The organism is Corynebacterium glyciniphilum AJ 3170 (genome assembly GCF_000626675.1).
Lineage (GTDB): Bacteria > Actinomycetota > Actinomycetes > Mycobacteriales > Mycobacteriaceae > Corynebacterium > Corynebacterium glyciniphilum.
On record NZ_CP006842.1, the window covers coordinates 3,416,026 to 3,432,705 of the forward strand.

A 16,680-nucleotide genomic window follows, 5' to 3' on the forward strand; every position below is an offset into this window, starting at 1 on the left:
CCATGGACATCCTCGTCACCGGCGCTTCGGGCTATATCGGCGGACGCCTCATCCCTGAGCTCCTCGCTGCGGGCCACCGCGTCCGCGCTGCCTCCCGACACCCCGACGGGCTGACCCGCTTCGACTGGTACGACGAGGTCGATACCGTGCGTGCCGACCTGTCCGACCCTTCGTCCCTGGCCGAGGCGGTCGCCGGTGTCGAGATCATCTACTACCTCGTGCACTCCATGGGTGACGGCACGGGAACCGGTTTCGAGGACGCCGAGAGCGACGCTGCGATGAATCTTGCCGACGCTGCGGCGGCCGCCGGCGCCTCGCGGATCATCTACCTCTCGGGCATGCATCCACCGGACCGTGATCTGGCGGACCTGTCCCAGCACATGCGGTCACGCGAACGCGTGGCCCGCATCCTGCTGGACAGTCCCGTCCCTGCCGTGGTGCTGCGTGCAGCAACGGTAATCGGGTCAGGGTCGGCGTCCTTCGAGATCATCCGCCATCTCACCGAACGGCTGCCGGTGATGGTCGCACCGCGGTGGATCAACAACCGCATCGAACCGATCAGCGTGCGGGACGTCCTGCACTACCTCGTCCACGCCGCCGACGCCGACAGTCTCGAGGGAGTGAACGACCAGTTCGACATCGGGTGCGGGCAGACCTACCGGTTTTCGGACCTGCTGCGGATCTACGGCCGGATCCGCGGGTTACGCCGTCTGATCGCCGCCGTGCCCGTTCCGCTGCCGATGGACCAGCTGTCCGGTGGATGGATCGGTCTGGTCACACCCGTTCCACGCTCACTGGCGGTACCGCTGGCGCAGTCCATGGCGGAAGACGCCGTGACCACCGACGGGCACCGGATTCGGGACGTCCTCCCCGACCCGCCCGGCGGCCTCGCCGACTACCCCACGGCGGTGCGTCGGGCTCTGCAGCGCGAAGCCACCGGTGAGGTCCCGACGTCCTGGGACCGCTCCTGGCAGTCCGCCGACGTCGGTGGGGAGCTGCCCACCGACCCGGACTGGTCGGGAGAGACGGTGTACACCGACAGCCGCGAAGCACGGACGACGGCGACGGTGGAGCAGGTGTGGCAGGTCGTGGAGTCCATCGGGGGCCGTAACGGCTGGTACTCCACGCCTCTGCTGTGGAACGTGCGCGGAATCATGGACCGGCTGGTCGGCGGCCCGGGCCTGGGCGGGCGTCGGGACCCCCGTCACCTCGCCGCCGGCGACCGCGTGGACTGGTGGCGGGTGGAACGCATCGACCGTCCCACCCTGCTGGTGCTGCGTGCAGAGATGAAGGTCAGCGGGCAGGCGTGGCTGATCCTCCGGGTCGACAGGTACGAGGCAGACGAGGGGACAACCACCGTCTACCGGCAGGACGCCGTGTTTCTGCCACGGGGCCTGCGCGGACGGGCCTACTGGTGGGTCGTCGCCCCATTCCATGCGGCGGTATTCCCGCTGATGAAGCGCAACATCATCGCCGCGGCGGCAGCGGAATGAACATCGACGTCCGGCGCGTGTAGTCCTCCCAACCGTCCCGGCCCGCCATGCGCTTCTCCAGCAACCGTGCACCAGTCCCCCACACCAGGGTGACGGTCATCGCCACCGGAGAGATCAGCGACAGCACCGCGGCCAGCACACCCACGCCGGACGCGGCAGCGGCCATCCAGATGCCCCACCACACCAGCGACTCTCCGAAGTAGTTGGGGTGTCGGCTCCAGGACCACAACCCGCGGTCCATCACCCGGCCGGAGACACCCTCCGCGCGGAAGTCGTCCAGCTGGCGGTCGGCGACTGACTCGATCACCAGTCCCGCCACGGCCACGGCGGTTCCGAGGATGACCACCAGCGGTGTCACTCCGCCTGCACCACCTGCCGCCGCGACCTGGACGGGAACGGACACCAGCCAGGCCACCGACCCCTGCGGCAGCAGCACCGAGGTCAGTAGGCTCGCCGTCGGTTTCTGCATCAGGTCGTCGTAGCGCGGATCTTCCTTATCGCTTCCGAACCGGGTCACCAGATGACGGGACAGCCGCCCCGCCCAGACCACGATGACGGCCAGCATCACCCACACCACAGGGCCCGTGCCCCCGATAACAAGCCCGGTGAGCGCAGCGGTCACCGAGTTCAGCAGGATCAACGGACCCCACAGCACGTCCATCACCGCGACCTTGCCGTGCCGACGGATCACCATGGCGACCACCGTCATCACCAGGACGGTCATCACCGCACAGGCGGCGGCGACGATCAACCAGTCGACAACCATGTCACACCCCCGCGTGCGGTACGGCCGGTGCCGTCGGCGCCGTCGTGTCCGGTGGACGGACCGACAGGATCTGGTCGACGCCCATCCGTCCCTGCCGGAAAGCCATGCCGCCGCCGACGAGATACAGGTGCCACACACGGAAGACCTCCTCACCGACCAGGGCGATGATCCGGTCACGGTGGGCGTGGAAACGGTCGATCCAGTGGTCCACCGTGCGCGCATAGTCGTTCCTCATGCCCCGGACCGCGCGGACCTCCAGGCCGCCGTCCTCCAGCATCGACACGGTCTCGCCGAGCGGACGCATGTGCATGTCCGGAGCAATGAACGCCTCAATGAACGGCCCTCCACCGGGATGGCGTCCCCGGCGCGACATCTGCTGGATGAGCACGCGCCCGCCGGGTCGGACACGGTCGTGGAGCATCCGGATGAACGACGGGTAGTTGCGCTGCCCCACGTGCTCGCCCATTTCAATCGAGGAGACGGCATCGAACTCGCCGGTGATGTCCCGGTAGTCCTGCAGCCGCACCGTGACCCGGTCCTCCAGGCCGCGGTTGCGGACGAGATGTTCCACCCAGTCACGCTGTTCGCGTGAGATCGTCACCGCTGTGACCTGCACACGGTAGTTCTCGGCGGCGTGGATGGCGGTGGATCCCCAACCACAGCCGACGTCCAGCAGGTGCTGGCCCTCGGTGAGTTCGAGCGCCCGACACACCAGGTCCAGTTTGGCCCGCTGGGCGTCCTCCAGTGTGATGTCGGGTCCGGCACCGAAGCAGGCGCAGGAGTACGACATCGTCTCGTCGAGGATCTGGGCGTAGAACTCATTGGAGAGGTCGTAGTGGTGGGCGATCACCGACCGGTCACGGTCACGGGTGTGCACCCGTCCCCGCAGGTGCGCCTGCGTGGACGGCGGGGCGGGGCGTCGACCCACCACGCCCAGGTCCTTCACGCCGCGCAGGACACTGACCAGCGAGGACGGCGTCAGCCGGACCCGTACCTCCGGGCGTCGGGCCAGTGCGGTGAGCCGGGTGAAGCCCTCGGTGAGTGCATCACCGGCACCGCTGCCGGGTCCACCGACCTGCGCGGGTTCAGCATCGATCTCACCGGTGACGTACGCCTGGGCCAGCCCCAGTTCACCCGGCGACCACAGCAGCCGGGTCAGTGCCTGCGGGTTTCTCACCACCAGCGTCGGGCAGTCGGACCCGTCCGGCCCGGCGGTGCTACCGTCCCAGGCCCGGATCTGTACAGGCAGGTCACCGGCGGTGACGCCGGTGGCCTGGGTGACCAGGGCAACGAGTCGCTCGGCGACGGTCGTCTGTCCGGCGGATGTGACTGTGCTGGTCATGACTGGTTCTCCTGGTGATGGTGCGGCCGCTGGTACTCCACCTGGCCGACAGTGATGTAACCGGCGGCGAAGCCGGCCTGGCAGTAGGCCAGGTAGAAATGCCACAGACGACGGAATGTGTCATCGAAGCCGAGACGGCCGATCCCGTCGCTCTCCCGACGGAATGCCTCGTCCCACTGTCGCAGGGTCTCGGCGTAGTCGGCGCCGAAGAACCGACGCGCACCCGGGTGCAGTCCGGCGCGTACGGCGGCAGCATCCAAGGCGTCGACGGACGGGATGCACCCGCCGGGAAAGATATAGCTGGTGATCCACGTCGCATTGTCCTTCGAGGCCATCATGCGGTGGTGGTCCATGGTGATCGCCTGGATCACCGCGGTGCCACCAGGCAGCAGCCGGTCCCGGAGGGTGTCCATGTAGGCGTCCCAGTACTCGTGGCCGACAGCCTCAATCATCTCCACCGAGACCACCGCGTCATACTGCCCCGCCACCTCGCGGTAGTCACGGATCTCGATGTCCACGAGGTCGGCTACCCCGGCGCGGACCGCACGTTCCCGTGCCAGATCAGCCTGTTCGGACGACAGTGTCACCGAGTGGACGTGAGCTCCACGCCGGGCGGCGCGGATCGCCAGTTCACCCCAGCCGGTGCCGATCTCCAGCAGACGGGTGCCGGATCCGACCCCGGCGCGGTCGAGCACCCGGTCCATCTTGGCGTTCTGCGCCTCCCGGAGGCTCATACTGGGCGACTCGAACAAGGCCGAGGAGTAGCTCATCCCGGGGTCGAGGAAGGTGGCGAAGAAGTCGTTGGACAGGTCGTAGTGGTGGCTGATGTTCGCCCGCGCCCCGTCGACGGTGTTACGGTGCGCCCGTGGGCGTCGTCGCAGGTATACCGCACGGAAACGCTGCATCCACCCGGGGACCAGCGCGGTGAACTTCCGGCACAGGGCGGTGAGTGTGCCGGCGAGGTCGTCCGCCTCCCAGTCCCCGGCGGTGTACGACTCCCCGAAGCCGATGAGGCCACGGGCTCCGAGCCTGGCGTAGAAGGCATCGGGACGCAGGATCCTCAGGTCGGCGTCCGCCGCGCCCGGACCACTGCCGTGGGCGACGGTGATGCCCGCCGTTCTGGCTGCCCGGACCAGGAGTCTCCTGGTGACGTAGGCCGCTACCGGCGCCTGCGGAGCCTCGGGGACGAGCCCCGGTGCGGTGACGTTCACTGACGGTCTCACGAGTGGACCTCCGTTCGTGTGGTGTGTGGCCGGGGCTGTACCGGCAGTCCCCGTGCCCACAGCCAGATGCCGTGGACGCGGATCAGGACGGCGGTGACCAGTGCCGCCGGAGCGGCGCGTACCGTGTCGAGCCACCGGGGAGCACCGTCATGTGCCGGGGCGCCGCGGACGGACGCGGCGAACGAGTAGTCGCCGACGTGCAATGTGATGCCCACCTGTACCCGTCCGGCGTCCGGGCGCGGCACCCGGATCGCGTAGTCACCGTCGGTGCCGTGGAAGGGCGAGACATAGAGTTCCTTGACCGCCCTCGTCGTGCCCGTCTCGTCCGGCTGGACGACGTAGGCGTGACTGTCCCCGTAGGTGTTGTGCACTTCCAGCACAGTGGCCAGCGGTTCGCCCTCCGGCGAATCACACCAGAAGACCGACAACGGGTTGAAGCCGGTGCCCCACGCCCGGGGCATCGCGGCCATCCGGACGCGACCCACCGGGGCGGTGATACCGCGCTGTCGGAGCAGATCGACCACGCCGTCGCGGATATCCGGACCGCCGCCGAGGTGGTCCCGGCCCAGGAACACCCCGCGCCACCACGCCGCCGCGCCGTGATCGGGCAGGTGGTCGAGGTCCACCAGCCACATCCAGGACCGGTGGGTGAAACGGTGGTCGACCGGCGTCGTACGGGCATGTCTCACCGTGGTGCGCAGGACCCGGTTCACCGGCTCCGCCAGACGGGTCGGTTTCTCCGTCCGTGCCGTGCCGACCAGTCGGCGCGCCGCAGCCAACCCCGACCGGGCACCGTCCTCGTGGAAACCCCATCCCTGCCAGGCACCGGCGAAGACGATCCGATCCGAATCCAGCTCCGCCGACCGTCGCGAGGCCGCCACGGACGTCGGTGTGTAGATCGGGTGTGCGTAGTCCCTGCTGGTGATCACCGTCTCCGGATCCACCAGGTCAGCGGCGTTCAGCGTGACAAGGTAGCGTGTCCCGTCGACCTCCGGCAGACGCATCAGCCGGGTCATGTCGTAGGTGACGACCACCGCACCGTTACCGCGTTCCAGGTGGTTCCACGACCCGCGGGCCCCCGGTGTCCGCGGCAGCAGGCGGGTGTCGGTGTGCAACTGCACCTGATTCCGCGAGTACGGCATCGCCGAGAGGATCTCCCGTTGTGCAGGAGTCGGCGTCGCCAACATCGCCAGTGCCTGGTCGGGATGGGTGGCGACGACCACGGCATCGAAGATCCGCGACGTCCCGTCGGCGGTGGTGACGCTGACCCCGCCATCATGCTCGCTGACCCGCGCGACCGGCGCAGCCGTGCGGACCTCGCCACCGCGCTCGGTGACGACGTCGGTGATACGTCGCACGTACTCCTGCGAGCCGCCGATGACGGTGCGCCACTGCGGGGACCCGAAGACCCGCAGCATGCCGTGATGCTCCAGGAACGTGAACAGGTAGCGCGCCGGGTAGCTGCCTGCTGTCGCCGGGTCACAGGACCACACGGTGGCCACCAGCGGTGTCATGAAATGCTGGACGAAGTACTCCGAGAACCGTCCCCGGCGCAGGAACTCCTCCAGGGTCTCGTCCTCTGGGGCTTCCCCCTCGGTGACATCCCCCTGCGCAGACAGCAGCCGACGCGCCCGGCGGTGGAAACGCAGGATCTCCCCGAGCATCCTGAGATACGCCGGACGCCGCAGGTTCCGGCGATCGCCGAACAGGCCGACAATGCCGCGGGCACCGGCGTACTCCAGCCCCTCGCCGTCATGAGCGCCGTCGGCGCGGACCGACAGGGACATCTCCGCCGGGCGCGTACGGATACCCAGGTCAGTGAAGATGCGCAGGAGCACCGGGTAGGTGCGGTCGTTGTGCACGATGAACCCCGTGTCGACGTTCACCTCGCCACCGGCGGTGGTGACAGTGGTGGTGTCGGCGTGTCCCCCGGACCGCTCATCGGCGTCGTACAGGGTGACCTGCGCCCGCTGGGAGAGTTCGTAGGCAGCGGTCAATCCGCTGACACCGGCGCCGATGACGGCGACGCGGGCGGTGCCTGTGGTGCCTGTGGTGCCTGTGGTGCCTGTGGTGCCGACCATGTGATCACTCCCTGTCGGACACCAGTACACCGGTGCCGCGGATTCGCACGTTGAAAAATATATCAACCAGGTTAGCTATTTTTGCTCGGCGCTGCCGACAGCTGGACGCGCAGCCACGCGTGGCACAATGACATCCATGCAGACACCCGTGCAGTCAGCAGCTCACCTCCACCGCGACGGTTCCACCGCCGCGGTCATCGTCACCCACCAGCGGGTCGCGCTCCTCCGCAACTCCCTGGCCATCGTCTGCGCTCAGACACACCCCGTGGACAAGATCATCGTCGTCGACAACGGCTGTCAGGACGAGGTCCGCGTCCTTCTGGAGGAACTCGCCGGTGACCGGGCTGTCTACGTCCCGTCACAGACCAACCTCGGCGGTGCCGGTGGCTTCGCCCTCGGCTTCCTCACCGCCCTCTCGCTGGGCATCGATGCCGTGTGGTGCGCCGACGACGACGGACGCCCCGCCGACGAGCACGTCCTGGAGAACCTCTACAGCGTCGCCGAATCCCACGGCCTCGCCGAAGTGTCCCCCGCTGTCTGCAACATCGACGAGCCCGAGCGTCTGGCCTTCCCCCTGCGACAGGGGGTGGTGTGGCACCGCTACCTGCACGAACTGCAGGGTGATTTCCTGCCCGGCATCGCCAGCCTCTTCAACGGCACTCTCCTCAGTGCCGAGGCGATGAAAGTCATCGGTGTCCCCGACTACCGTCTCTTCATCCGCGGCGACGAAGTCGAGTACCACCGTCGTCTCGTGCGCTCCGGGCTCCCCTTCGGCACCTGCCTGACCACGTCGTACCTGCATCCCGACGGCGCCGACGAGTTCAAGCCGATCCTCGGTGGACGGATGCACACCCAGTACCCCGACAACGCGACGAAGCGCTACTTCACCTACCGAAACCGCGGCTTCCTGATGAATCAGCCGGGGATGCGCCGCCTGCTGCCCCAGGAGTACGCACGTTTCGGCTGGTTCTTCCTGGTGCAGAAGCGTGACCTGAAGGGCTTCCGCGAGTGGCTGTCCCTGCAGGCGAAGGGACGCGCGGAGAAGTTCTACCGGCCGTAGAAGCTGCGGCAGAGGGGCGGAATCCGAGTCTGTCGGCCTCGGGTTGATGAACTCACGGCGCCCAGACTCGCAATCCGCCCCTGTGGATTCGACGTCGACTCAGCTGCGGAAGATGACCCATCGCTGGATGATGAAGTTCAGCACCGTCGCCGTGCCCTGCGCAATGACGAAGCTGATCGCGCGGACCCAGAACTGATCCAGATCCATGTCCTCGAGCCACGGGATACTCAGCTTGTACAGGCTGACCTGGACCGCGTAGGTGGCGAGGTAGGCCGCCATCGTGACCAGGAAGCGTTTCACCGACGGAGTGGCCTGGAACGTCCACCGGCGGTTGATCAGGTACGCGGTGAGGGTACCGAAGATGAAACCGACCGTCTTCGACGCACCGTCGCCCAGCCCCGCAAGGAACAACAGGTAGGTGCTGCCGAAGTCGACGACAGCGCCGACCACGCCGGTCATGATGAACCGGAACAACTGGGTCTTCAGCGTCAACCGCTCGATCGTCCCGCCCTCGTGTGTGGCACCGGGCACGTCCGTCGCACTCCCCGTCACTTGTCATCTCCCTCAGGCAGCGGTGTCAGGTGGACAGGCACGTGGTGGTCACGCGCGGCGCGGAAGGTCCACATCTTGTTGAACAGGAAGTTCACCGGGATCGCAACGCAGACGCCGATGAGATTTCCCCAGTAGATGGGGTCCCGGAGCCCACTGGACCCGTCCCAGATCTCCCGCGACAACGCGATCGGAGACTCGGGGTTGATCATCGCGGTCTGCACAGCCAGCGTCACGAGCAGTCCCCCGATGCCGACCATCATGAAGGGCACGAGCTCCCGGAACCAGGACGACTTCCCTGACGTCTTGAACGTCCATCGCCGGTTGAGATTGAAGTTCCACAGGTTCGCCACGACGAACGCCAGCACAGCGAACACGTGGTACCAGCGGATGTGGAACTGCGTGCCGAGCAGGTTGGCGAAGGCCTCGTGCCCGTCGAAGTCCCAGAGCGACTGGGTGGTCTTGTTCGCCACGACGACGACAGCGTTGTTGACGACGACACCTGACGCGCCGACGATCCCGAACTTCAGGAACTGCCGGATCAGCCTCCAGTACCGCTCCGACGAGGGCTGCCGCTGCGGGCCGGACGACCCGTCCGGTCTGTCATGTGCGGCGGAGCCCGGTTGTTCGGCGATGGCGTCGGTCACGACGGGCGTCCTCTCTGCACTGGTGTCGTTCTTGGTCTCGATCCTGGGCCTCGGGAGGGCGAAATCCCGGAGACTTATCGGACATACGCTACTGGCACATCCGCCATTTACGAAACACCGGCGACACACCGTGGTGTCGGGCGGGCCTCGCGGCAACGTCGTGCCGACTTCTCAGCCGCCGGCCTCCCTCTCGTGCCGCTGCAGAAGGTAGCGGTACATCTCGAGGCGCTCGAGCAGGCTGCTGCGCGGCACCAGGGGTGTCACCACGGAGCCGACGGTCCCGTTCGCCTCCCACGCTCCGGCACCGCAGGACGCCAGGCTCCGCCCCGTCGCCGACGACAGTCCACGGATCTCCGAGGCATTCAAGGGGTCGGTGGACAGGCGCCCTCCTCCCGGAGCAATGTCGGCATCGGCAAGGGTGAAACCGAGCGCGGACATCAGCATCTCCGAGATCTCGTCCGCGGTGACCCGGTCCGACAGGGTCGACAGTGCCACGATCCGGGACCACGCGGCGGCACGTCCGAGTGGACTCGTCTCGGCGGGAATACCGTCCAGGACGGCACGCGCACTGTCCGGCACCTGCGCGGGACGTCCGAGATCGAGGGCCTGCAACAGGGGGGTGAACTCATAGAGGTCACCGTCGAGCAACAGTTCCCGGAGTTCCGGGGCGAGCCCGGCGAGAATCTGCTCGACGGTTTCCTCACCGGTCAGAGCGACATTCACGGCGGCAAGGTCGACATCCCGCGGGATGTCGACACCCGCGGCACCCCCCGCGCTGTCTCCGGTCGCTCCGGCGAACACCAGGGCATTCGGCGCTGGCGTCCTGCCCTGACCGCCCGGCTCCTGCCGGAATTCGGGAATGAACTCGCCGGCGAGACAGACGGCGTCCGGGGTGTGTTCGTCCCTGGTCATCGCGCCGGCGGTGGTCAGGGTGATGGCGATGTCGTCGACGAGCAGCGAGGCCGTGCCGTCACGGCCCAGTGCCTCGTCCAGCGTGGTGCCGATCGGCCCGGCGGTGCGGCTGTAGACGCGGAGACGGTCGCGACGGCGCGCCTGCAGTGACCAGGTCGGACCGGCCGAGGAGCCGTCGAGCATCCGCGTAGCGCCCGGCCAGTCGAACGCGATGAGCACCGCGCGGACGGTCTCGGCGACCGACAGACGGTCATTGAGCCCCAGGGCACGCGTGTAGAACCCGGTGGACTGTCGGTGGTACTCGGCAAGGACCAGGAGCGTGGCCGGCGGGGCGGCGTCCGCACCCGCCGTGGTGCCCGTCCCCTCGTCCAGCAGCGGGAGCCGGAGTACCGCGGCAAGACCGTCACCGGTCGCCGGGCCGCGGGTGCGGTCCGTCCGGGAAGCATGCCGTGCGTTCATGCCACCAAGGGTAGCGAGGTTGCCGGGTTGTTGCCGTGGCCTCGCGCTGCCCGACCCGCTTCTCAGGCGAGGACGAGGGGCAGGGCCCGCAACTCGCCGCCCAGCCGCTGCACACGGAGTTTCTCGACGGCATTCCAGCTCTGCGCGAGACGACGGACCCCACGGGCGGTGGACATGCACCGGGTCACCGCCTCAGCGGCATCTCCGTCCAACCCCTGCGGCGGCAGCCCGCCCTGTTCCTCGAACTCAATCTCACCCCAGGGTGGCTGCTGTTTGCCAGGGTTCGCCTCGGCGAAGTCTTCCCGGTTGCGTTCGACAGCTGCCCGGGCGTTCTCCACCGTTGCCTCGAGATCCACGACCTGTACCCCGTCTGGCAGGCCCGCCGACAGGCCCGCGGCCTCCCCCGACACGATGACCGGGCGCCCGAGAATGAGCGACAGGACCGTCTCACGGTCATCGCGCCCGTCGATCCAGTCGGCACCCGCAGCGAAACCGTGCACGCCGTCAGAGTCGACGAGCCAGGCACCGCTGAAGTCACCGAGCAGGACCCGGGCATCGACCTCGACCTGCCACACCGCGGTGACGTCGCCGACGGTGGAGGCGACCATCACCGGCGGATCCTGGGCGCGCGTCACCCCCGCCTGCTGCGACTGAGTTCCCACGCCTGACGGGTCGGTCATGCGCGCACCCGCTCGTTCACGACGTAGAGGACGCCGATCTGTGCTGCACCGTAGACCGTCGACGGCACGGTGCGGAACACCCCTCCAACCAGGGGAATCCGCCCACCGACACGGCTCACGACCGCCGCGCCGGCGGCGTCCACGCACCCGTTGAGCCAGGCAGCGGCACCGACCGCCGCCGCGCCACCAGCCGCCAACGCGACCGTTCCGGGCACCGGACCTGTCTCCAGTGCCTCACGTGCCTGCGCCAGACCCGTAGCGACCTCCTGTCGTTCCTTGTCCGACAGGGCCTCCCACTCGTCGGCAAGGACGAGGCCGACCCCGGTGGCGAGTACCGCCGCCTGGCCGGCACGGCGCGGCCACTTCCGCTTCACCACATCGCGCACCAGGTAGTACCCCAGTGTGGTGGCGGCAATGATCCGGAACTCCTTCTGCGTGAGTGCCCTGTTTCCTGCCCTGGTTTTCATGGCCATCGTGGTCCTCCTTGCCATCTCTGCGTGCACCCCCGGTACGGGAGCCGCGTACGCCACCGAGTGTAGAGCAGCACCCGGACATCACCGCTGTACGCTGGATGTCATGTTCGGAAGAGACCGCGCCAAGAACCAGATGCGGCGCAACATCGCCAAGGCCACCGCAGGCCAACCCGCCGGGACGCAGGGGTCGCGTGCAGAGACCAGCGTGGTGGGCGGCACCGCAGCCGACAAGAGCTACGAGGCTGCATCGCACGCCGAAGCACCATTGAATGAGTTCATGGTGCGACTGCTCGCACAGGAACTCCCGGTGCTCGACTCCACGAGTCGGAGCATCGTCAACCAGGAGCTACGCGACTACGACGGGCCCACCATCACCTGCGTCGCTGAACTCCCCGAGACGATCCGTGAGGTCATGGACCTGTAGGACGAATCAGCCCCGCACGTCACCGAGCAGGGCGGCGTAACGGTCACGGACCACCGGATCTCCGCCATAGCGCGCCGCCGCCTCAAGACGCCGTGTCACCGCAGCGATGAGCCAGTCGGCCTCGACCCGGCGTGCCTGTTGGGCGACCGACTCGAAGATCAGCAACGCCTCATTGTCGCGACCCGTCACATGCAGCAGTAGCGCCTCCTCAGTCAACGCCTCGAGACGTGCCGACTCCACCGTGACGCCCGGTGTGACACTCACGCCCGCACGGGTGAACGTCCCTTCCGCCTCCTTCGCCACACCGGCAGCCCAGGCGGTCAACACCAGTGCCTCGTCCACCCGGTCCGTGTGCACCAGGCCCCGGTTGATGTTCAGTACATGGTCGACCAGGTCGCCAGCGGCCCGCAGTCCCAACTCTTCCGACGGCAGTTCGGCGTCCACCGACGTCGCGACCACATGGAACCGCTGGTAGGCCTCCCTCAGTCGGTCAACCTGAGCCGGCCAGTCCCGGGCGAAGTTCTCCCCCACCAGTGCCGTCGCCAGGCGAGTCGCCTCCGCCTCGCGACGGAACGAGGCATGGGGGAAGCGCGCCCAGTCCAGCCCCTCGATATCGTCGAAACCCTCCAGGACGAATGCGGCCCGCGGAAAATCCCGGTCGTCAAGGAGTGCGGACATGCAGGTCACATGGTACTCCGCGGCGACCTCCCACTCCTCCCTGAACTGGGCACTGTCCGCCGCCTCGGCGAAGGCTCCGGCTGCAGCCCGGTGGTTGCCCAGCTTCGCCAAGGTCTCGCCACGTGCCGCCATGAGGTGGATACGCATGAGCGCGCCCTCCTCGTCCGACATCGTCGGTTCCTCCCCCGATTCACCCGACACCAGGCGTAGGCAGCGCTCATACACGGCGAGCGCCTCATGGAATGCACCGTGTCCGGACAGGGAAACGCCCAGTGAGAGCAGTTCGTCCAGCAACTCCGGTGCAGCGTCGTCGCCGAGCATGGCCACCGGGCCGGGCGGTGGAACCGGCAGACTCAGGGCCACCCCGGCGACGTAGTGCGCAACCTGCGCCACCAGCGCATCCACCGCCGGATCGTCAGCGGCGAGCTCGGCGATGCCGATGAGCAGTGCCGAACCGACCTCCGGTATCGATCGCGGCACCAGCCGGGTGACCTGCCGGAAGGCACGCAGGGCCAGCCGCAGCGACTCCGTGTCGGGATACACCCCGCCCATCAGGACATCCTGTTCGATGACGCGTCGGACGAGTGGGCCGGAACCCTGCCAGAATCCGGCGACGGTCTCCACCCTGTTGGCGAGGATGGTGGCCGGGTCGGCGCCGGCGTCCTCTGCGTCATCCTGGGTGCGCTGACGCTCCCGGAGCATCTCGTCGAGTTCGTCGAGCACCGGCGGGGCCGCCGCCTCGTCATCCTCGGCCGGGTCGTCCCCGATATCGTCACCGATATCGTCGTCGACATCATCGCTGTCGTCGTACCCGGCGCCCTGCACGTCGTACCTGCGCAACAGTTCCTCGACGAGTGCCTCATGCGGGCCGAGACCGACACGCCCGTCACGGATCTCCATCAACCGGTCGACCGTGGCCTCCACTGCCTCCGACAGTCCGAGCATGGAATACATCATCAGTGCCGCAACAGTGTCGCCCGTGTCGAGGATCGAGAGGTCCACTGGACCGGCCACCGGGATCTCCGGAGATGCCTCCCCACTGACCTCGCCGCGCCAGTCAGCGACCTCGCGCGGCAGGTGCAGCCAGGCGTCCTCCACCCAGGACGGCAGACGCGCCGGCATCATCGGCGTCACCGACAACGCATGCGACTCCGGTACCGGGACCCCCGGGGCCGACGGCGCACCCGACGGAGCACGGTGCAGCGCCAACCCGATGCTCGACTCGACATCATTGCCGTTGCGCTGGTCCAGGGCGGCCGCCGCGGAGCGCGCCCGCTCGCCGGTCCACCGGGCGAGACCGGCGACCGTCCCGCCGCCGGTCTGCTCCCCGGCCAACGCCAGCCAGTCCGCCACCGCCGGCAACCCGGCGAACAAGGGCCGCACTGCACCGTGCCCGGCCTCCACCGCCGCAGCCAGGACCGTATGCAGCCCTTCCAGCAGGTGGACATCCGACGCGGGGACTCGCCGGTGGAGCGCCATGACCGGCAGCATCCGGTCCAGCAGCCCCAGTGCGAGCGACGCCCGGCCAGACACCGCAAGATACTCAGCGACCTGCAACAATGCGTCCGACAACTCCGGGGAGCCCACCGCCCTGTCCGCGACGAACGCCGCCCGAGCGGCCGTGACCTCAGGCGCGACGACCCCGGAGAGTGGAATCAACGACTCCGCGAGCATCACCGTCGGCTGCACGTGGGCCTCCGGGGCGTTCTCCATCGCTTCGACAATCCCGACCACGGTCCCCAGGTCGCCACGCTGCAACGCCACCATGCCCCGGACATCCAGGTCGCGCTGAAAACGGTGCGCCTCTGCCCAGGTCATCTCCTCCGGCAAGGACGGTTCCGGGAGGTCGTCGAGCAGCTCCTGGGCCTCGTCCAACCGGCCCAATGCCAGCAGGACGCGCACGCGCGTCTCGGCGATATCGATCTCGGAACGTCCCAGTTCCCGCAACGCTCCGACAGCCTGTTCGCTCAGGTCCTCCAGATCTGCCAGGCTGATGTCCGGTCGCTGCGCAGCGCTCAGGACGATCTCCTGCCACAGCAGATCGAAGATATCCGGCAGATCAGCGGCGCCAGCATCATCCGCGTCGCCGGCGTCGCCCCCCGTGGGCCTGCCCATGTCGGGGTTCGCGGGGAAGCGTTCCGGATCCTCCCGGTGCATCTCCCACAACCCCGGCAACAACTCGACGGTGTCCGGCCGGTCCAACGCCTCCCCCTCCAGACAACGCAGCAGGTCGATCCGGTACGCCAACTCCTCGTCTTCACGGGAAGTTCCCAGACAATCCGAGAGTTCCTCACACCTGCGCAGGTAGGACTCCTCACCGATCTCGCCACGCGAGCGCATCCCCCGCAGGGTCTCCCATTCCTGTGCGACCCACGCCACATCCTGCGTACCTCTGACCCGACCCATGCCCCAACTATGACATGAATCCGCCCCACCCGGCGGTAGGGTGGTCCCCATGGAACTGAAGACGCACACCCGGACGCTCACCGGGTGGGGACGAACCGCGCCCACCTCGGCCGAGGTCCTCGCCACCCCTGATGTCGACATCATCTCCGCAGCCGTCGCCCAGGTCGCCGACGACAACGCCGACAAGCCCGACCACCTCAAGCGCGGCGTCATCGCCCGCGGGATGGGCCGGTCCTACGGCGACCCCGCCATGAACGGCGGCGGTCTGGTCATCGACATGCAGCAGCTCAACCGCATCCACTCCATCGACCCGGACACCGCGCTGGTCGACGTGGACGCCGGCGTCACCCTTGACCAGCTGATGAAGGCTGCACTGCCGTCCGGTCTCTGGGTCCCCGTCCTGCCCGGCACCCGGCAGGTCACCATCGGTGGTGCCATCGGCCCGGACATCCACGGCAAGAACCACCACTCCGCTGGCTCCTTCGGCGACCACGTGGTCTCCATGGAACTGCTCGTCGCCGACGGCCGCGTCCTGCACCTGGAGCCCGAAGGCTCCGCGGACGACCCCGACGGCACCCTGTTCTGGGCCACCGTGGGCGGCATGGGCCTGACCGGCATCATCCTGCGTGCCACCATCCGGATGACGAAGACGGAGACCGCCTACTTCCTGGCGGACACCGACCGCACGGACACGCTCGACGAGACGATCGCCGCGCACTCCGACGGCTCCGAGGTCAACTACACCTACTCCTCGGCGTGGTTCGACTGCATCTCCCCCGCCCCGAAGCTGGGCCGGGCGACGATCTCGCGCGGCTCCCTGGCCACCCTGGACCAGCTCAAGGAGTACGCCCCCAAACTGGCGGCGGACCCCCTGAAGTTCAACGCCCCCCAGCTGATGACGGTGCCGGACATCTTCCCGTCCTTCACCTTGAACAAGCTGACTCTCTCGGCGGTGGGCCTGGCGTACTACACCATGGGCGCACCGGCGAAGAACCAGGTCAAGAACCTCACGCAGTTCTACCAGCCGCTCGACCTCATCGGGGAGTGGAACCGTGGCTACGGTTCCAAGGGGTTCCTGCAGTACCAGTTCGTGGTGCCGACCGAAGCCGTTGAGGCCTTCAAGGACATCATCCGCGACATCCAGGCGTCCGGGCACTACTCTGCGCTCAACGTGTTCAAGCTCTTCGGCGAAGGCAACCGTGCACCGCTGAGCTACCCGATGCCCGGCTGGAACGTGTGCGTGGACTTCCCGATCCGCCCGGGTCTCGGTGAGTTCCTGGACAAGCTGGACAAGCAGGTCATGCAGTTCGGCGGACGTCTCTACCTGGCCAAGGAGTCGCGGACCTCCGCCGAGAACTTCCACAAGATGTACCCCGGCCTGTCCGGGTGGCTGGAGACCCGGCGGTCCATCGACCCGACCGGTGTCTTCGCCTCCGACATGTCCCGCCGCCTCGAGCTCAACTAGAGCCTGTTTTTAGGAGACACTT

Annotated in this window: 14 protein-coding genes and 1 pseudogene; 4 read left to right on the forward strand and 11 right to left on the reverse strand. The window is 67.9% G+C overall.

Going from position 1 to position 16,680, the window contains the following annotated elements:
• The first annotated feature begins 2 nt into the window (after positions 1 to 2).
• Positions 3 to 1,493: an SDR family oxidoreductase gene (locus CGLY_RS15850; protein ID WP_052540466.1), complete on the forward strand. Its 1,491-nt coding sequence runs from the start codon at positions 3 to 5 to the stop codon at positions 1,491 to 1,493.
• On the opposite strand, the gene CGLY_RS15855 is transcribed toward CGLY_RS15850, so the two are convergent.
• The 5 genes and pseudogenes from CGLY_RS15855 to CGLY_RS17900 all read right to left on the reverse strand — a co-directional run.
• Positions 1,468 to 2,259 (reverse strand): DUF1295 domain-containing protein, encoded by a 792-nt coding sequence (locus tag CGLY_RS15855; protein ID WP_038550609.1) that lies wholly within the window; start codon positions 2,257 to 2,259, stop codon positions 1,468 to 1,470. The two genes, CGLY_RS15850 and CGLY_RS15855, sit on opposite strands and share 26 nt — an antisense overlap.
• A 1-nt stretch (position 2,260) precedes the next feature.
• The gene (locus CGLY_RS15860; RefSeq protein ID WP_038550613.1) at positions 2,261 to 3,601 is read right to left on the reverse strand and encodes an SAM-dependent methyltransferase; all 1,341 of its coding nucleotides are present in this window, start codon (positions 3,599 to 3,601) and stop codon (positions 2,261 to 2,263) included.
• Positions 3,598 to 4,824: an SAM-dependent methyltransferase gene (locus CGLY_RS15865; protein ID WP_038550614.1), complete on the reverse strand. Its 1,227-nt coding sequence runs from the start codon at positions 4,822 to 4,824 to the stop codon at positions 3,598 to 3,600. Before CGLY_RS15865 ends, CGLY_RS15860 begins: the two co-directional genes overlap by 4 nt.
• On the reverse strand, positions 4,821 to 5,537 hold the full coding sequence (locus tag CGLY_RS17895) for a DUF1365 domain-containing protein (RefSeq protein WP_227590456.1): 717 nt from the start codon (positions 5,535 to 5,537) through the stop codon (positions 4,821 to 4,823). Before CGLY_RS17895 ends, CGLY_RS15865 begins: the two co-directional genes overlap by 4 nt.
• 45 nt (positions 5,538 to 5,582) lie before the next feature.
• Positions 5,583 to 6,905, reverse strand: a pseudogene (locus tag CGLY_RS17900) (NAD(P)/FAD-dependent oxidoreductase); the annotation flags it as partial.
• A 136-nt stretch (positions 6,906 to 7,041) separates the two neighbouring features.
• On the opposite strand from CGLY_RS17900, the gene glfT1 reads away from it, so the two are divergent.
• Positions 7,042 to 7,965: a galactofuranosyltransferase GlfT1 gene (glfT1, locus tag CGLY_RS15875; RefSeq protein WP_038550616.1), complete on the forward strand. Its 924-nt coding sequence runs from the start codon at positions 7,042 to 7,044 to the stop codon at positions 7,963 to 7,965.
• 99 nt (positions 7,966 to 8,064) lie between these two features.
• On the opposite strand, the gene CGLY_RS15880 is transcribed toward glfT1, so the two are convergent.
• From CGLY_RS15880 to CGLY_RS15900, 5 genes are all read right to left on the reverse strand, one after another.
• Positions 8,065 to 8,496, reverse strand: a complete 432-nt coding sequence (locus CGLY_RS15880) for a GtrA family protein (RefSeq protein WP_227590311.1) — start codon at positions 8,494 to 8,496, stop codon at positions 8,065 to 8,067.
• Between the two features lie 17 nt (positions 8,497 to 8,513).
• Positions 8,514 to 9,059: a GtrA family protein gene (locus CGLY_RS15885; RefSeq protein ID WP_227590457.1), complete on the reverse strand. Its 546-nt coding sequence runs from the start codon at positions 9,057 to 9,059 to the stop codon at positions 8,514 to 8,516.
• A 273-nt stretch (positions 9,060 to 9,332) separates the two neighbouring features.
• Complete coding sequence (locus CGLY_RS15890) at positions 9,333 to 10,532, reverse strand: hypothetical protein (RefSeq protein ID WP_227590312.1); 1,200 nt, start codon at positions 10,530 to 10,532, stop codon at positions 9,333 to 9,335.
• Between the two features lie 62 nt (positions 10,533 to 10,594).
• The gene (locus CGLY_RS15895) at positions 10,595 to 11,212 is read right to left on the reverse strand and encodes a hypothetical protein (RefSeq protein WP_052540470.1); all 618 of its coding nucleotides are present in this window, start codon (positions 11,210 to 11,212) and stop codon (positions 10,595 to 10,597) included.
• Positions 11,209 to 11,685 carry a hypothetical protein gene (locus CGLY_RS15900; protein WP_038550618.1) on the reverse strand — a complete coding sequence of 159 codons (477 nt, stop codon included), beginning with the start codon at positions 11,683 to 11,685 and terminating at the stop codon, positions 11,209 to 11,211. Before CGLY_RS15900 ends, CGLY_RS15895 begins: the two co-directional genes overlap by 4 nt.
• 103 nt (positions 11,686 to 11,788) lie before the next feature.
• On the opposite strand from CGLY_RS15900, the gene CGLY_RS15905 reads away from it, so the two are divergent.
• A complete protein-coding gene (locus tag CGLY_RS15905) occupies positions 11,789 to 12,109 on the forward strand; it encodes a hypothetical protein (RefSeq protein ID WP_052541054.1) in 321 nt (106 codons plus the stop codon).
• Positions 12,110 to 12,115: 6 nt separating this feature from the next.
• On the opposite strand, the gene CGLY_RS18000 is transcribed toward CGLY_RS15905, so the two are convergent.
• Positions 12,116 to 15,193 (reverse strand): hypothetical protein, encoded by a 3,078-nt coding sequence (locus CGLY_RS18000; RefSeq protein WP_144313715.1) that lies wholly within the window; start codon positions 15,191 to 15,193, stop codon positions 12,116 to 12,118.
• A gap of 49 nt (positions 15,194 to 15,242) precedes the next feature.
• On the opposite strand from CGLY_RS18000, the gene CGLY_RS15915 reads away from it, so the two are divergent.
• Entirely contained in the window at positions 15,243 to 16,658 is a 1,416-nt protein-coding gene (locus tag CGLY_RS15915; protein ID WP_038550622.1) for an FAD-binding oxidoreductase, read from the forward strand.
• The last annotated feature ends 22 nt before the right edge of the window (positions 16,659 to 16,680 follow it).

Coding starts and splice junctions, on each gene's coding strand:
- CGLY_RS15855 (WP_038550609.1), bottom strand. CDS start 2,259: ATGGTTGTCGACTGGTTGATCGTCGCCGCCGCCTGTGCGGTGATGACC.
- CGLY_RS15850 (WP_052540466.1), top strand. CDS start 3: ATGGACATCCTCGTCACCGGCGCTTCGGGCTATATCGGCGGACGCCTC.
- CGLY_RS15890 (WP_227590312.1), bottom strand. CDS start 10,532: ATGAACGCACGGCATGCTTCCCGGACGGACCGCACCCGCGGCCCGGCG.
- CGLY_RS15905 (WP_052541054.1), top strand. CDS start 11,789: ATGTTCGGAAGAGACCGCGCCAAGAACCAGATGCGGCGCAACATCGCC.
- CGLY_RS15915 (WP_038550622.1), top strand. CDS start 15,243: ATGGAACTGAAGACGCACACCCGGACGCTCACCGGGTGGGGACGAACC.
- CGLY_RS15860 (WP_038550613.1), bottom strand. CDS start 3,601: ATGACCAGCACAGTCACATCCGCCGGACAGACGACCGTCGCCGAGCGA.
- CGLY_RS18000 (WP_144313715.1), bottom strand. CDS start 15,193: ATGGGTCGGGTCAGAGGTACGCAGGATGTGGCGTGGGTCGCACAGGAA.
- glfT1 (WP_038550616.1), top strand. CDS start 7,042: ATGCAGACACCCGTGCAGTCAGCAGCTCACCTCCACCGCGACGGTTCC.
- CGLY_RS15895 (WP_052540470.1), bottom strand. CDS start 11,212: ATGACCGACCCGTCAGGCGTGGGAACTCAGTCGCAGCAGGCGGGGGTG.
- CGLY_RS15900 (WP_038550618.1), bottom strand. CDS start 11,685: ATGGCCATGAAAACCAGGGCAGGAAACAGGGCACTCACGCAGAAGGAG.